Source organism: Blastococcus sp. HT6-30 (genome assembly GCF_039729015.1).
Taxonomy (GTDB): Bacteria; Actinomycetota; Actinomycetes; order Mycobacteriales; family Geodermatophilaceae; genus Blastococcus.
This window is the reverse complement of the sequence record NZ_CP155792.1, coordinates 1,431,427-1,444,787: the sequence shown is the minus strand read 5'-3', so window position 1 is coordinate 1,444,787 and position 13,361 is coordinate 1,431,427. Positions and strand designations below refer to the sequence as shown.

At 72.0% G+C, this 13,361-nt stretch carries 13 protein-coding genes; 9 read left to right on the top strand and 4 right to left on the bottom strand.

Annotated elements, in window-relative coordinates; genetic code table 11:
• Positions 1-24: 24 nt before the first annotated feature.
• Both ABC795_RS06990 and ABC795_RS06985 read left to right on the top strand, forming a co-directional pair.
• Positions 25-1,806 carry a DEDD exonuclease domain-containing protein gene (locus tag ABC795_RS06990; protein WP_347060220.1) on the top strand — a complete coding sequence of 594 codons (1,782 nt, stop codon included), beginning with the start codon at positions 25-27 and terminating at the stop codon, positions 1,804-1,806.
• Positions 1,803-2,090 carry an Lrp/AsnC ligand binding domain-containing protein gene (locus tag ABC795_RS06985; RefSeq protein WP_347060219.1) on the top strand — a complete coding sequence of 96 codons (288 nt, stop codon included), beginning with the start codon at positions 1,803-1,805 and terminating at the stop codon, positions 2,088-2,090. The genes ABC795_RS06990 and ABC795_RS06985 overlap by 4 nt, the downstream gene beginning before the upstream one ends.
• Positions 2,091-2,140: 50 nt before the next feature.
• Here ABC795_RS06985 and trpD read toward each other — a convergent pair whose 3' ends face one another.
• Together trpD and ABC795_RS06975 are read right to left on the bottom strand one after the other, a co-directional pair.
• Positions 2,141-3,202: an anthranilate phosphoribosyltransferase gene (trpD, locus tag ABC795_RS06980; RefSeq protein ID WP_347060218.1), complete on the bottom strand. Its 1,062-nt coding sequence runs from the start codon at positions 3,200-3,202 to the stop codon at positions 2,141-2,143.
• Between the two features lie 8 nt (positions 3,203-3,210).
• Positions 3,211-3,639 carry a hypothetical protein gene (locus ABC795_RS06975; RefSeq protein ID WP_347060217.1) on the bottom strand — a complete coding sequence of 143 codons (429 nt, stop codon included), beginning with the start codon at positions 3,637-3,639 and terminating at the stop codon, positions 3,211-3,213.
• 123 nt (positions 3,640-3,762) lie between these two features.
• On the opposite strand from ABC795_RS06975, the gene ABC795_RS06970 reads away from it, so the two are divergent.
• From ABC795_RS06970 to ABC795_RS06955, 4 genes are all read left to right on the top strand, one after another.
• Entirely contained in the window at positions 3,763-4,392 is a 630-nt protein-coding gene (locus ABC795_RS06970) for a heme-copper oxidase subunit III (protein ID WP_347060690.1), read from the top strand.
• Between the two features lie 7 nt (positions 4,393-4,399).
• Positions 4,400-5,242: a cytochrome c gene (locus ABC795_RS06965; RefSeq protein WP_347060216.1), complete on the top strand. Its 843-nt coding sequence runs from the start codon at positions 4,400-4,402 to the stop codon at positions 5,240-5,242.
• A 73-nt stretch (positions 5,243-5,315) separates the two neighbouring features.
• Positions 5,316-6,428, top strand: coding sequence for a Rieske 2Fe-2S domain-containing protein (locus tag ABC795_RS06960; RefSeq protein WP_347060215.1), 1,113 nt, complete (start codon positions 5,316-5,318; stop codon positions 6,426-6,428).
• The gene (locus ABC795_RS06955) at positions 6,428-8,110 is read left to right on the top strand and encodes a cytochrome bc complex cytochrome b subunit (RefSeq protein ID WP_347060214.1); all 1,683 of its coding nucleotides are present in this window, start codon (positions 6,428-6,430) and stop codon (positions 8,108-8,110) included. Before ABC795_RS06960 ends, ABC795_RS06955 begins: the two co-directional genes overlap by 1 nt.
• An 859-nt stretch (positions 8,111-8,969) precedes the next feature.
• Here the strand turns inward: ABC795_RS06955 and ABC795_RS06950 are convergent.
• Complete coding sequence (locus ABC795_RS06950; RefSeq protein WP_347060213.1) at positions 8,970-9,374, bottom strand: cytochrome c oxidase subunit 4; 405 nt, start codon at positions 9,372-9,374, stop codon at positions 8,970-8,972.
• A gap of 51 nt (positions 9,375-9,425) precedes the next feature.
• Positions 9,426-10,325 (bottom strand): cytochrome c oxidase subunit II, encoded by a 900-nt coding sequence (coxB, locus tag ABC795_RS06945; RefSeq protein ID WP_347060212.1) that lies wholly within the window; start codon positions 10,323-10,325, stop codon positions 9,426-9,428.
• 296 nt (positions 10,326-10,621) lie between these two features.
• Between coxB and ABC795_RS06940 the strand changes: the two genes are divergently transcribed.
• From ABC795_RS06940 to asnB, 3 genes are read left to right on the top strand one after another with little or no spacing between them, the layout of a single operon-like run.
• The gene (locus ABC795_RS06940; protein WP_347060211.1) at positions 10,622-10,987 is read left to right on the top strand and encodes a metalloprotease; all 366 of its coding nucleotides are present in this window, start codon (positions 10,622-10,624) and stop codon (positions 10,985-10,987) included.
• Positions 10,977-11,333 (top strand): DUF3817 domain-containing protein, encoded by a 357-nt coding sequence (locus tag ABC795_RS06935; protein WP_347060209.1) that lies wholly within the window; start codon positions 10,977-10,979, stop codon positions 11,331-11,333. Before ABC795_RS06940 ends, ABC795_RS06935 begins: the two co-directional genes overlap by 11 nt.
• A 50-nt stretch (positions 11,334-11,383) precedes the next feature.
• Entirely contained in the window at positions 11,384-13,315 is a 1,932-nt protein-coding gene (gene asnB / locus ABC795_RS06930) for an asparagine synthase (glutamine-hydrolyzing) (protein ID WP_347060208.1), read from the top strand.
• The last annotated feature ends 46 nt before the right edge of the window (positions 13,316-13,361 follow it).

Here is a 13,361-nt window from a genome sequence, read left to right as displayed (position 1 = left end):
GCACCCCGCCCTAGCGTCCGCCCCGTGCCACCGGTTCCCGCTCCACCGCGCTACCAGCAGGTCACGATCGCCGACGTCGGGACGCCGTTGGCGCAGGTGACCTTCGTCGTCGTCGACCTCGAGACCACCGGCGGGTCACCGAAGGACAGCGCGATCACCGAGATCGGCGCGGTGAAGATCCGCGGCGGCCAGGTGCTCGGCGAGTTCCAGACGCTGGTCGACCCCGGCCACGAGATCCCGCCCTACATCAGCGTGCTCACCGGGATCACGTCCACGATGGTCGCGGCGGCGCCGCGGATCGGGGCCGTCCTCCCGGCCTTCCTGGAGTTCACCCGCGACGCGGTGCTCGTCGCGCACAACGCCCCGTTCGACCTGGGGTTCCTCAAGGCGGCGTGCGCCGAGAACGGGCTGGCCTGGCCCGCCGCGGCGTCGGTCGACACCGCTGTCCTGGCCCGGCGGCTGCTCAGCCGCGACGAGGTGCCCAACTGCAAGCTGGCCACCCTCGCCCCGTACTTCTCGGCCACGACCTCGCCCACCCACCGCGCGCTCGACGACGCCCGCGCGACGGTGGACGTGCTCCACGGCCTGTTCGAGCGGCTCGGGCCACTGGGCGTCACCACCCTCGAGGAACTCACCGGCCTGACGCGCACGGTCGACCCGGAGCGTCGGCGCAAGCGGCACCTGGCCGACGGCGTACCGCACGGTCCGGGCGTCTACCTCTTCCGCGGCCCCCGGGAGGAGCCGCTCTACGTCGGCACCTCCACCGACCTGCGCAGCCGGGTCCGCAGCTACTTCACCTCCGGCGAGCAGCGCAGCCGGATCACCGAGATGGTCTCCCTGGCGCAGCGGGTGGACTCGATCCCCTGCGCGCACGGGCTCGAGGCGGCGGTCCGCGAGCTCCGGCTGATCGCCCGGCACAAGCCGCGGTACAACCGCCGCTCGCGGTTCCCCGAGCGGGCGCTGTGGGTGCGCCTCACCGAGGAGCCGTTCCCCCGGCTGTCGGTCGTGCGCCGGGTCCGCCCGGACGCGGGGGTCTTCCTCGGCCCGTTCCCGGACCGGCGGGCCGCCGACGCCGCCGTGGCGGCCGTGCACGACGCGCTGCCGCTGCGGCAGTGCACCGCCCGGCTGTCCCCGCGGACGCCGGTCAACGCCTGCGCGCTGGCCGACATGGGTCGCTGCGGCGCCCCCTGCACCGGCGCCCAGTCGGTGCCCGAGTACGCCGACGTCGCCGCCGTCTTCGCCGCCGCGGTGGCCTCCGACCCGCGTCCCCTGCTCGCGCCGCTGCTGGAGCGGGTGGACCGGTTGGCGGCCGAGGAGCGGTACGAGGACGCCGCCGTCCTGCGGGACCGGGTCGCCGTGCTGATCCGCGCGATCCGCCGCAGGCAGCGCCTCCAGTCCCTGGCCGCGGTGCCCGAACTGGTGCTCGCCCGTCCCGACGGCGACGCCGGCTGGGAGCTGTCGGTGATCCGGCTGGGGCGGCTCGCGGCGGCCGGCAACGCCCCGCGGGGCACCACGGTCCGCAGCGTCCTCCCCGGCCTCCTGGCGACGGCGGAGACCGTCAGCGGGGCCGACGGGGAGGAGGCCACGTCGGTCGACGAGACCGAGCTCGTCCTGCGCTGGCTGGAGAAGCCCGGCACCCGGCTCGTGCAGCTCACCGGCACGCTGGCCAGTCCTGCGCCCGGCACCGGGGCCTACAGCGGCTTCCTGGCCCGGGTGGACACCGGTCGTGACGCCCGCGACCCGTTCGCCGACGGCCGGTCGCTCGGCACCCGCGCGCGGCCCGAGCGGATAGCATCGCCGGCGTGATCACCGCCATCGTGATGATCGACGCCGCCACCGACTCGATCGCCGAGGTCGCGCAGGCCGTCGCCGAGCTCGACGGGGTCAGCGAGGTCTACTCCGTCGCCGGCGAGGCCGACCTGATCGCGATCGTCCGCGTCCGGGAGTTCGGACAGGTGGCCGAGGTCATCGCCGGCCGCATCAACAAGGTGCCGGGCGTGGTCGACACCGACACCCACATCGCGTTCCGCGCCTACTCGCGGCACGACCTGGAGGCGGCGTTCTCCATCGGCTTCGACACCGTCGACTGAAGACCTCCTCCTACCGGCAGCAGGGGGCGATCGGGTCGGGACGGCCCTGGTCAGCCGCGGGGCGGGGCGACCGCGCGGCTGACGGCCACCCAGCGGTCCAGCAGCGCCGCCGCCCGGCCGTCGTCGACGGCGGCCGCGGCCTGCTCCAGCCCCGCTGCCAGCCCGTCGTGCAGCCGGGACGGCTGCTCGTCGAAGGCGACCAGGGCGGCGGCGGCGTTGAGCAGCACGGCGTCGCGGACCGGGCCCCGCTCGCCGTCCACCACGCGGCGGAAGACATCGGCGTTCGCGCGGGCGTCCCCGCCCCGCAGGGCGTCCGGTCCCGGCGCCGCGATGCCCAGCATCGACGGATCGACCCGGTCGGCCACCACCGTGCCGTCACGGACGACCCAGACCGCCGACGTCGTGGCGGTGGTGAGCTCGTCGAGCCCGTCGTCGCCGCGGAAGACCAGCGCCCGGCTCCCGCGGGCTGCCAGCACCTCGGCGAGCACGGGGGCCATGCGCTGGTTCGCGCAGCCGATGGCCGCCGCGACCGGGCGCGCGGGGTTGGTGAGCGGCCCGAGGAAGTTGAAGACCGTGCCGATGCCCATCTCCCGCCGGGGCGCGGCGGCGTGCCGCATGCCGGGGTGGAAGACCGGCGCGAAGAAGAACCCGATGCCGGCCTCGCGGACGCACCGGGCCACCGCCTGAGCCGGGAGGTCGATGACGAGGCCGAGCGCCTCGAGCACGTCGGCGGCACCCGACGAGGACGACGCCGCACGGTTGCCGTGCTTGGCCACCGGCGCACCTGCCGCCGCCGTGACCACCGCGGCCATCGTGGAGATGTTGACGGTGTGCGCGCCGTCGCCCCCGGTGCCGACGATGTCCACGCAGTCCAGCGGCAGCTCCACCGGCGTGGCCTGGGCGAGCATCTCGGCGGCGAGGCCGGCGACCTCCTGGGGCGACTCCCCCTTCGCCCGCAGGGCGACCGTGAACCCCGCCACCTGCGCCGACGTCGCCTCGCCGGTCATCACCTCGCGCATCGCCCAGCTGGTGTCCTCCGCGGAGAGGTCGTGGCCGGCGAGCAGACGGTTGAGCAGCCCGGGCCAGGTCGGCACGGCGGACGACACCGGCACCGACCGGCTCACCGGCTCGCCGCGGGACGCTGGGCGTGGGCACGGAGCAGGTCGGCGACCACGCCAGGGGCGACCAGCGGGTCGACCGGCTGGGCGAGGATGCCCTCGGCGCGCGACCAGTGGGCCAGCCAGCGGTCCGGCTGCCGGGCGACGAGCAGGCACACGGCGGGCCGGTCGGCGACCTCGACCTCCAGCTGCCGGGCCAGCGCCATGCCGCCGGTGGGCTGCGCCTCGGCGTCGAGGACGCACAGATCGATCCCGCCCGCATCGACGGCGGCCACGACCTCGTCGCCGGTCGAGCACTCCAGCCACGTGAGCGGACCCACATCGGCGGCCGGGCGGCGGCCCACCGCCGTCCTGACCGCCTCGCGCACCTCCCCGCGGTGGCTGTAGACGAGCACGGTGGCCGGTGCGGCGGGCTTCTCGGCGGCACTCACGCGGCCGAGACTAGTGCCCGGCGGCGTCAGCGCAGGCCAGCGGCGGGCGTCGGTATCGGACTGGTCACGTCGGCGCCACACCCACCGCACCCGCGGTCGTGACGGGGGGCTGCCGATGCCATGATGGGCCCCGTGACAACGGCCCCCGTGGCGAGCAGCACCTTCGACACCTCTCGGGTGCACTCGCTGACCCGACCGAACATGGTCAGCGTCGGCACGATCATCTGGCTCGCCAGCGAGCTGATGTTCTTCGCCGGCCTGTTCGCCATGTACTTCACCGCGCGAGCCCGGGCTGGCGCCGAGCTGGGCTGGCCGCCCGAGCCGACCGAGCTCAACCTGCCCTACGCCACGTTCTTCACCGTGATCCTGGTGCTCTCGTCGGTGACCTGTCAGTTCGGCGTCTTCGCGGCGGAGAACGGGAACGTCTACGGGCTCCGTCGCTGGTTCACCATCACCTTCGTGATGGGCCTGGTCTTCGTGCTGGCGCAGGCGAACGAGTACCGGGTCCTGGTGGTCGAGCACGGCACGACGATCTCGTCGTCGACGTACGGCTCGGTCTTCTACCTCACGACGGGCTTCCACGCACTGCACGTCATCGGCGGGCTCATCGCCTTCGTCTACGTGCTCATCCGGTCCACCATGGGCCGCTTCACGCCGGCACAGGCGACCTCGGCCATCGTGGTCTCCTACTACTGGCACTTCGTCGACGTCGTGTGGGTCGGGCTCTTCGCCACGATCTACCTGATCCGCTAGGGAACCGGTGTCCACCACGAACCCGCACTCCGACACCCCGCTCGACGACGCCGGCACCCCCGTGGACCGGGCCCGTGCACGGCGTCGCTCCAAGCACCGCCGCCGCCTGGCCAACGTCGCCGGGCTGATGGCCTCGCTGGTCCTGACCGGCGCCCTTTACTCGGTGTTCGCACCGGCGCAGGCCGCCGACGAGACCACCAGCGAGTCCGCGGCCGAGGCGGCCGGGCGCGAGCTCTACGAGCGCAGCTGCATCTCCTGCCACGGCGAGAACCTGGAGGGCGTCCCGAACCGGGGCCCCTCGCTCATCGGCGTCGGCGAGGCGTCGGTCTACTTCCAGGTGCACACCGGCCGCATGCCGCTGGTGCGCCAGGAGGCCGACGCACCCGACAAGCCGGCGGTCTTCTCCGACGAGGAGATCGACCAGCTCATGGCCTACGTGCAGGCGAACGGCGGTGGGCCCACCCTGCCGTCGGGCAACCTGCGCGACGGCGAGCTGGCCGAGGGTGGCGAGCTCTTCCGGCTCAACTGCGCGTCCTGCCACAACTTCGTCGGCGAGGGCGGCGCCCTGTCCTCCGGCAAGGCGGCCCCCAGCCTCGACGGCGCCACCGACCTCGAGATCTACACGGCCATGCTGACCGGCCCGGCGAACATGCCGGTCTTCGGGGACAACCAGCTGACCCCCGACGAGAAGCGCTCGATCATCGCCTACGTCCAGACCGTCACGGACATGGCCGATCCCGGTGGCGCCGGCATCGGCCGCCTGGGGCCGGTCGCGGAAGGCCTGGTCCTGTGGGTGGTCGGCGTCAGCGCACTCATGTTCGGCATCTTCTGGATGGGCAGCAAGGCGTGAACGAGCGCGCGAGCTCGCCGTCCGCCAGAGCACCTTTGGGAACGCTGACGACGTCCGTCAGCGAGGAGGTAGCGTGACCACGCACGACACCCGCCCCGGCTCGTCCGGCGGCGCGGACACCCCCGGCCCGCTGCACAGCGGCCCGGACGAGGACTACACCCCCGAGCAGCTCGCCAGCATGAGCCGCGAGGACCTGGACCGCCTCGGCGCCCGGTACGACGGGGTGGAGATCCTCCACGTCGACCCGGCCCCGGAGCCGGGATCACGGCTGGAGCGGCGGGCGGTGCGCCAGGTCGGCCTGGCCTTCACGCTGGCCGGCGTCTTCGCCTTCCTGTTCCTGGTCGTCTACGCCGGCTCCGGCTGGTTCCTCCCCGACTGGAACTGGGCCCAGGCAGGCACCACCTGGAGCGCCCTGTTCACCCCGCTGCTGGGGCTGTTCATGGGTCTGTCGCTGACGATGGTCGGCGTCGGTCTGGTGCTCTACACCAAGAAACTGCTGCCGCACGAGACGGCGGTCCAGGACAAGCACGACGGCTCGCACTTCGACCGCGTCACCACCGGCGCGACCCTGGTGGGCGGCTACCACAACAGCGGCCTCCCCCGGCGCAAGCTGATCACCCGGTCGCTGGGCTTCATGGGCGCCGGCGTCGGCATCATGCTCCTGGCTCCCCTGGGCGGTCTCATCAAGAACCCCAACACGGGCAACCCGCTCGGCCGCACCTCGTGGGCCGAGGGCGTCCGCCTGGTGCGGGACGACGGCAGCCCGATCCGCCCCGGCGACCAGGAGCCCGGCTCGCTGGAGAAGGTCTTCCCGGCCGTGCCCGGTGGCAACCTGCAGTCCGACGCCGGGACGATGCTCATCCGCCTGCGCCCCGAGCAGGTCGAGATGGACCGGCCGCGCGAGGGCCAGGCCGACTTCGCTTACGGCGACTACGTCGCCTACTCGCTGATCTGCACGCACGCCGGCTGCCCGGTGGCGCTCTACGAGCAGGAGACCAGCCGCCTGCTGTGTCCCTGCCACCAGTCGCAGTTCGACGTCACGCAGGGCGCCAAGCCGGTCTTCGGCCCGGCCACCCGATCGCTGCCGCAGCTCCCGATCACTGTCGATGACGAGGGCTTCTTCGTCGCACGCAGTGACTACATTGAAGCCGTCGGCCCCACATACTGGAACCGGGAGCGCATCTGATGGCTGCTACCGCCACTCTCCCGGGAGCACCCACCTCCCGGCTCGGCAAGGCCGCTACCGAGTTCGACGACCGGATGATCGTCGCCGGTCCCGTCCGGCGCACCCTCAACAAGGTCTTCCCCGACCACTGGTCCTTCCTGCTCGGCGAGATCGCGCTCTACTGCTTCGTGATCCTGCTGCTGTCGGGCACGTACCTGACCTTCTTCTTCGACGCGACCTTGACCGAGGTCGTGTACGAGGGGTCCTACGACCCGCTGCGCGGAACGGAGATGTCGGCGGCCTACGCGTCCACGCTGGACCTCTCCTTCGACGTCCGCGGTGGCCTGTTCATGCGGCAGCTGCACCACTGGGCGGCGCTGCTGTTCGTCGCGTCCATCGTGGTCCACCTGCTGCGCATCTTCTTCACCGGCGCTTTCCGCCGGCCGCGGGAGAACAACTGGCTCATCGGTGTGGTCATGCTCGTGCTCGCGCTGCTCATGGGCGTCACCGGCTACACCCTCCCCGATGACCTGCTGTCGGGGACCGGGCTCCGCATCATCAGCGCGATCCTGCTGTCCATCCCGGTCATCGGGACGTGGCTGCACTTCGCGATCTTCAACGGCGACTTCGTGGGCACGGAGATCATCGGGCGCTTCTACATCGCCCACGTGCTGATCTTCCCGGCGATCCTGCTCGCGCTGATCGCCGTTCACCTGCTCGTCCTGGTCAAGCAGAAGCACACGCAGTTCGCCGGCCCCGGGCGGACCGAGCACAACGTGGTGGGCAACCGGCTGTTCCCCACGTTCGCCGCGAAGGCGACCGGCCTGCTCTTCATCGTGTTCGGTGTCTGCGCCGCGCTGGCCGGACTGGCCCAGATCAACCCGGTCTGGCTCTGGGGCCCGTACAACCCGGCCCAGGTGTCGACATTCTCCCAGCCCGACTGGTACATCCTCTTCCTCGACGGCTCGACGCGTATCTTCCCCGCCTGGGACGTCAACCTCCCCGGCGACTACACGATCCCGGCGCTGTTCTGGCCGACGGTCGTGGTGGCCGGGGCGATGTTCACGGTGCTCGCGCTGTACCCGATGATCGAGCGCAAGCTCACGGGTGACACGGCGTCGCACCACCTGCTGCAGCGTCCCCGGGACGTCCCCGTGCGGACCTCGCTCGGGGCGATGGCGCTGACCTTCTACCTGGTGCTGGCCATCTCGGGCTCGAACGACGTCCTCGCCGACAAGTTCGACCTCAGCCTGAACGCCATGATCTGGGTCGGACGCATCGGGGTGATCGTGTTGCCGGCGATCGCGTACGTGGTCACGTACCGCATCTGCCTCGGTCTGCAGCAGCACGACCGCGAGGTGCTCGAGCACGGCATCGAGACCGGTGTCATCCGCCGGCTGCCCAACGGTGAGTTCATCGAGGTGCACCAGCCCCTCGGCCCGGTCGACGAGCACGGTCACGGCCAGCTGGCCTACGGCGGCGCTCCGGTGCCGAAGCGGATGAACCAGGTAGGCGGCTCCCGCCGCGCCATCCGCGGGTTCTTCTCACCCGTCGAGGAGCCGTCGGCAGTGGAGCTGGAGCAGCGGGGCGAGGGGCGCGGCCTCTCCGCCGCCGACTCCGACCGGCAGCTCACGTCCTCGGGTCGTCCGTCCGAGGGCGGTCGCCCGTCCGATGGTGGTCGCCCGCAGGACCCGCGCGACTGATCAGCACGGCACGAAGGGCCCCGGCGGACTCCGCCGGGGCCCTTCGCCGTTCAGGGCGGCGGATCTCCGTTGCGAGGTATCGGCGCGCATCCTCCGACGACCGAACTCCCTCCGGTGGCCCACCGACGAGGCGTCCAGGTGCGGGCCGCCGGGCCTGCTGCGCACGCACACGTCCGGAAGTGCTCCCTAGTTCGACAGCGCCGAATCCTCCGCAGCCGGCGGGCCGCCCCCCGGGTTCCAGTGCGTGCAGGCGGCCCCCTCGTCGGGGCCTGACCGGGTGAAGGCCCCCCTGCGGCCCGGCTGGCAGCGCCGCCGGCGCGCGGGGGCGGCCTCCGACGTTGGCCCGCGCCGTTCCCGCCCTCAGAAGCCACGAGGGCGCGCTGCAGCCACCGGACCTGCCGCCTCGGCGCCCCGGGCCGCCCACCACCGGCGCCACGGCGCGCCTTCCACGCCCACACCCCCACGGCTGCGGGTCTCGGGGACGTCAGAGGCCAGGACAGCGGTCCGGGGGTCGGGCGGCGTGGCGCCGGCTCCGCGCCAGGTGCCGGGGGGCCATGGCGCCGACTCCGAGCCGTGGCCAGGGGCCGCCTCGGCCGGCTGTCGTCCCGCGGCGGCCGCCGGGGGCATACGCGCCGGGGAACGGGCCGACGGGTCCAGGGCTCCGTCACCCGCTCCTCGTGACCGCCCGGCCTGGGCGATGAGCACAGGCGGTGTCACCGCAGCGCGATGGCGCCCCGGCGGCCCGTCCGCTGCGGTTGCGGTCGCCCGAGGCGCTCCCGCACCGCACCGCTGCCCCCACCGACGACGAGGGTCCCCTCCGCCTGGTGGCGGAAAGGACCCTCGTCGTGCGCGTGGGACGTCAGCTCTGCTGGGCGTTCTGCCCCACGTAGTACTCGAACAGCAGGCCACCGACGGCGATGAGCACCGCGGCCGTGGCGAGCAGGATCAGCCAGAGATACCAGAAGGCCACCCCGAGCCCCATGAGGCCGGCGGCCGCAGCGAGCGTGACGGGCCAGTAGCTGGCCGGGCTGAAGAAGCCCAGCTCGCCGGCGCCGTCGGCGATCTCGGCGTCCTTGCGGTCCTCCGGGCGGGGGTCGATCCGGCGCGACACGAACCAGAAGAAGCCACCGATGAGGAGCATGAGCCCGCCCGAGAGCGCGAGCGCCGTGGTGCCGATGGGCTCGCGCGACCAGAAGCCGTAGACAACCGCGGCCACGACGCAGAACACCGCGATCAGATTGAAGATGAGTGCCTCGACCTTCACGGCCGCGCCTCCTCGTACGTGTGTCGGGTCCGGTTACCGGAACGGAAGAGGTCAGTCACCGGCCTGCAACTGGTCCTCGGCCTTGTCCTGGATGAGGTCCAGCGGGGTCGTCGTACCCGCGTCCCCGGGCTGCCCGATCGCCTCGAGGGCGTCGTAGGTGCTCAGCCCGGACTCGCGGGCTGCCAGGTAGTCGTCGTACTCGTCGCCGGTGACCGCCCGCACCTCGAAGTTCATGTAGGCGTGGTACGTGCCGCACAGCTCGGCGCAGCGGCCGACGTAGGCGCCCTCCTCGCGGACGGTCACCTCGAAGACGTTGTCCCGGCCGTTCTCGTTGCCGGGGATGACGTCGAGCTTGAAGAGGAACTCCGGCACCCAGAACGAGTGGATGACGTCGGCGGAGGCGAGCTCGAACCGGAGGGTGCGATCGGTGGGCACCACGAGGATCGGGATCTCCGCGCTGGTGCCGACGGTGTTCACCGGCTCGCCGTTGCCGTCCGAGGTCTCGGGGTAGACGAACTGCCAGTTCCACTTGAAGGCGTTGACGGCGATGACCTCGTCGGGGTCCGCGCTGGTGCCCCGCACCTGGTTCTGCGTCACCACGGTGAAGAAGAACAGAGCGGAGACGATGATGAACGGGATGATCGTGTAGACGATCTCCAGCGGCAGGTTGTAGGCGGTCTGCCGGGGCAGCTCGTCGCCCCTCTTGCGATGGCGGATCACCGAGTAGGCGATGAGAGCCCACACCGCCAGGCCGATGATCAGGGCCGCGTAGGTGGACCCGACCCACAGCTCCCGCATCGCCTCGGCCTCGTCGGTGACGCCCTCAGGCCAGCCCCACCGGACGAAGTTGTGCTCCCACCATTCGCTGTTGCCGAGCTCGCATCCGGTGAGGGTGAGCACCCCCAGGAGACCGAGCGCGGCCAGCCGCGCGAGCCTGCTGCCTCGAGCCACTGCTCGCTGCCTCCTCGTCCTCCGCCCGGCGTCCGGGCGGTCCTCCCAACGGGTCCTCCACCGGTCCTCGGCAGAGTGCATCCACGCCGAAGTCAGTGTGGGCCGAGCGTAGCCGACCCGCCTCAGGCGCCGACCACCGGAGACGGCCGGGCGGGTTGGGAGCCCGCCTCCGAGCGGGCAGCCGGGTTCCGCTCCCCCACGCGCCGGTCGCGCACCGCCCGGCGCCTTTGGTCCCCCGTCGACGCGCCCCCGTCGTCCGAGCCGGTGCCGCCGGGGCGGCGGTTAGAGTCGGTGTCGTGTTCTCCCGGTTGCTGACCCCGAAATGGGTGCTCCTGCACCTGCTGGTGGTCGCCCTGTTCGTCGCCACCTTCTTCCTCGGTTACTGGCAGCTGTCCAAGGCCGAGGCCGGCGGCGGCGCGGTCAACTGGAGCTACGCCCTGCAGTGGCCCCTCTACGGCTTCATGGGTCTGTGGTTCTACGTCCGGATGGTGCGGGTGGAGCTGCACCGCGACCCCGAGGAGGACCAGCCGGGCAACGCGGTGGTGCTGTACCAGCGGCCGCGCATCGACACCACCGGCGACCCCGACCTCGCCGCCTACAACGCCTACCTCGCCGAGCTCAACGAGCGGGCACTGGGACAACGGAGCAGCAATGGCCGCTGAACGGACCGCCACCACCACCGGGCGTGGCGACGAGCGCAGCATCGGTGCTGCCCTGCAGCGCTACCGGGCGATGGCGTGGGTCGTCGGTGTGCTCCTCATCGCGCTCATCTTCGTCGCGGTGCCGCTGAACCACCTCGCCGGCATCGGCGGGCCGTCGGAGGTGCTCGGCACCGCGCACGGCTTCCTCTACGGGCTCTTCCTCCTGGCGACCGTCGACCTCGCCCTGCGCGCCCGCTGGACGCTCAAGGGCACCGCCCTGACGCTGCTGGCCGGCACCGTTCCCGTGCTCTCCTTCTTCGCCGAGCGCAATGCCACCAGGAAGACCCGCGCCGGCGAGCGCGTCTGACCCTCCCGGCCCCCGGCCGCCCTCCCCCGACCCCCGGAGTTCCGCGCCTCATGTGTGGCCTGCTCGCCTACTTCTCCACCGACGCCCCACGCGTCGACGACAGCGTCGTGTCCGACGTCCGGGGTGCGCTGCACTGCCTGCGGCACCGGGGGCCGGACGAGAGCGAGGTCTGGCACGACGACCGCGTCGTCTACGGCTTCAACCGGCTGTCGTTCATCGACATCGAGAACAGCCACCAGCCCATGCCGTACGCCGACGGCCGGTACCGGATCGTCTTCAACGGCGAGATCTACAACTACCTGGAGCTGCGCGCCGAACTCGCCGCCGCCGGCGCCACCTTCGCCACCGAGGGTGACACCGAGGCGATCGTGGCCGGCTACCACGTGTGGGGCGAGCAGGTCGTCACCCGCCTCCGCGGGATGTTCGCGTTCGTCATCTGGGACAGCGAGACCGGGACCGTCTTCGGGGCGCGCGACCCCTTCGGCATCAAGCCGCTGTTCACCACCCGCCTGGCCGACGGCGCGATCGCCTTCTCGTCGGAGAAGAAGGCCCTGCTGGAGATGCTCGGCGGTAGCACGGCCGCCGGCGGCGTGGACCCCGCCTCGCTGCAGCACTACCTGACGCTGCAGTACGTGCCCGAGCCGGCGACCCTGCACCGCGGGATCCGGCGCATCGAGAGCGGCACCAGCTTCACCGTCTCCGGCGGCGAGCTCACCACCACCCGCTACTTCCACCCGACCTTCCCGGTCCGGCCGGTGGCGAAGGACGAGCGGCAGCCGCTCTACGACCGGATCGCCGAGGTGCTCGACGACTCGGTGCGGATGCACATGCGGGCCGACGTGACCGTCGGGTCGTTCCTCTCCGGTGGCATCGACTCCACGGCCATCGCCGCCCTGGCCAAGCGCTACAACCCCGACCTGATGACGTTCACGGTCGGCTTCGAGCGGCAGGGCTTCTCCGAGATCGACGTCGCCGCCGAGTCCGCGGCCGCGATCGGGGTGGAGCACATCACCAAGGTCGTGACGGCCGAGGAGTTCGCCGAGTCGATCCCCCTCGTCGTCTGGTACCTCGACGACCCGGTGGCCGACCCGGCGCTCGTGCCGCTGTACTTCGTGGCGCGAGAAGCCCGCAAGCACGTGAAGGTCGTGCTCTCCGGGGAGGGCGCCGACGAGCTCTTCGGCGGCTACAACATCTACCGCGAGCCACTCTCGCTGGCGGCCTTCGAGCGGCTGCCGCAGGGCATCCGGCGCGCCCTGGGCACCCTGTCGACGAAGCTGCCCGACGGCATGCGCGGCAAGGACCTGCTGCGTCGCGGGGCCATCCCGCTCGAGCAGCGGTACTACGGCAACGCGCGGATCTTCCGCGACGAGGAGCTGACCTTCCTCGAGAAGCGGGACCCGGACCTGTCGCACGTCGCCGTCACCCGGGAACTCTACGAGCGCACGCGGGCGGCCGGGTACGACGACGTGACGGCGATGCAGTACGTGGACCTGTTCACCTGGCTGCGCGGCGACATCCTGGTCAAGGCCGACAAGATGACCATGGCGAACTCGCTGGAGCTGCGGGTGCCGTTCCTCGACCCCGAGGTGTTCCGGGTGGCCTCCACGCTTCCGGTCGACCAGCGGGTCACCAAGGAGACGACCAAGTTCGCCCTCCGCCGCGCCCTGGAGCAGATCGTGCCGCCGCACGTGCTGAACCGGCGCAAGCTCGGCTTCCCCGTGCCCACCCGGCACTGGCTCGCGGAGGACCTGCACGACTGGGCCCGGCAGACCATCGAGGAGAGCCGGACCGACGAGTGGCTGGACAAGCAGCAGGTGCTGGCCATGCTCACCGCGCACCGGCAGAACCAGCGGGCCGGCTCGCCGGTCGACCACTCCCGCAAGCTGTGGACCCTGCTGGTCTTCATGGTCTGGCACGGCATCTTCGTCGAGGAGCGGATCACGCCGGAGATCCCGGCGACGGTCTACCCGGTCAGGCTCTAGGGACGACGGCGGCCCGGTCTCCGAGGAGACCGGGCCGCCGTCGCGC

What these genes read in the sequence shown, in the direction of transcription:
- ABC795_RS06955 (WP_347060214.1), top strand. Translation starts at nt 6,428, where the DNA reads ATGGCTGCTACCGCCACTCTCCCGGGAGCACCCACCTCCCGGCTCGGC.
- ABC795_RS06970 (WP_347060690.1), top strand. Translation starts at nt 3,763, where the DNA reads ATGGGCCCCGTGACAACGGCCCCCGTGGCGAGCAGCACCTTCGACACC.
- ABC795_RS06935 (WP_347060209.1), top strand. Translation starts at nt 10,977, where the DNA reads ATGGCCGCTGAACGGACCGCCACCACCACCGGGCGTGGCGACGAGCGC.
- asnB (WP_347060208.1), top strand. Translation starts at nt 11,384, where the DNA reads ATGTGTGGCCTGCTCGCCTACTTCTCCACCGACGCCCCACGCGTCGAC.